Annotated in this window: 1 protein-coding gene; it reads right to left on the reverse strand. The window is 73.8% G+C overall.

Annotated elements, in window-relative coordinates; all coding sequences use genetic code 11:
- Window positions 1–122: 122 nt before the first annotated feature.
- Window positions 123–1,483 (reverse strand): cobaltochelatase subunit CobN (locus ACTIR_RS21195; protein WP_199285555.1); only part of this gene is annotated, 1,361 nt, incomplete at its 5' end.

Here is a 1,483-nt window from a genome sequence, read left to right on the forward strand (position 1 = left end):
CGCCCCGCCCACCCGGCGGTCCACCGTGCGCGGGGCGGGCACCGGCACCGCGGTGAACGTGCCGAACGCCATCCGCGCCGCGTCGCCGAGCACGCCCGGGGAGGACCCGGTGGGGGAGCCGGTCACGACCGGCCGTCCTCCAGGTCGCCCTCGATGCGCAGGTAGACCTCGCGCAGCGACTCCAGCAGCTCCGGGTCCGGTTCCGACCACAGGCCCCGGTCGGCGGCCTCGGTGAGCCGTTCGATGATGCCGCGCAGCGCCCACGGGTTCGACTCGGACAGGAAGTCCTGGTTGGTCTTGTCCAGCACGTAGTCCTGCGACAGCCGTTCGTACATCCAGTCGTCGACCACACCCGCGGTGGCGTCGAAGCCGAACAGGTAGTCCACCGTGGCGGCCATCTCGAACGCGCCCTTGTAACCGTGCCGCCGCATCGCGGCCAGCCAGCGCGGGTTGACCACCCGCGCCCGGAACACCCGTGCGGTCTCCTCGGTCAGCGACCGGGTGCGCACCGCGTCGGGTGTGGTGCTGTCGCCGACGTAGGAGGTGGGCGACGAGCCGGTCAGCGCCCGCACCGTGGCCACCATCCCGCCGTGGAACTGGAAGTAGTCGTCCGAGTCGGCGATGTCGTGCTCGCGGGTGTCGGTGTTCTTCGCCGCCACCACGATGCGCCGGTAGGAGCGTTCCATGTCCGCCCGCGCGGGCGCGCCCTGAAGGCCGCGGCCGTAGGCGTAGCCGCCCCAGGCGGCGTAGACCTCGGCGAGGTCGGCGTCGTCGCGCCAGTTGCCCGCGTCGATCAGCTGCAGCAGGCCCGCGCCGTAGGTGCCGGGCTTCGATCCGAAGATCCGCGTGGTGGCGCGCCGCTCGTCGCCGTGTTCGGCCAGGTCGGCGCGGGCGTGGGCGCGCACGAAGTTCTGCGACTCGGGTTCGTCCAGGTCGGCGACCAGCCGGACGGCGTCGTCGAGCAGGTCGACCACGTGCCCGAAGGCGTCCCGGAAGAACCCGCTGATCCGCACCGTGACGTCGACGCGGGGCCTGCCCAGCTCCTCCAGCGGGATCGCCTCGATGCCGGTGACCCGGCGGGACGCCTCGTCCCACGTCGGCCGCACACCCAGCAGCGCCAGCACCTCGGCCGCGTCGTCGCCCGCGGTGCGCATCGCCGAGGTGCCCCACGCCGACAGCCCCACCGACCGGGGCCACTCGCCGTCGTTGTCGGCGCGGTAGCGCTCCAGCAGCGAGTCGGCCAGCGCCTTGCCGGTCTCCCAGGCCAGCCGGCTGGGCACGGCCTTCGGGTCGACGGTGTAGAAGTTGCGGCCGGTCGGCAGCACGTTGATCAACCCGCGCAGCGGCGACCCGCTCGGCCCGGCCGGGATGTAGCCGCCGTCGAGGGCGTGCAGCACGGCGTCCAGCTCCCCGGAGGTGCCCGCCAGGCGTGGCACGACCTCGGTGGCGGCGAACCGCAGCACGTCGGCCACGGCCGCCGGGT

It is taken from the genome of Saccharomonospora iraqiensis subsp. iraqiensis, from assembly GCF_000430445.1.
GTDB lineage: Bacteria > Actinomycetota > Actinomycetes > Mycobacteriales > Pseudonocardiaceae > Saccharomonospora > Saccharomonospora iraqiensis.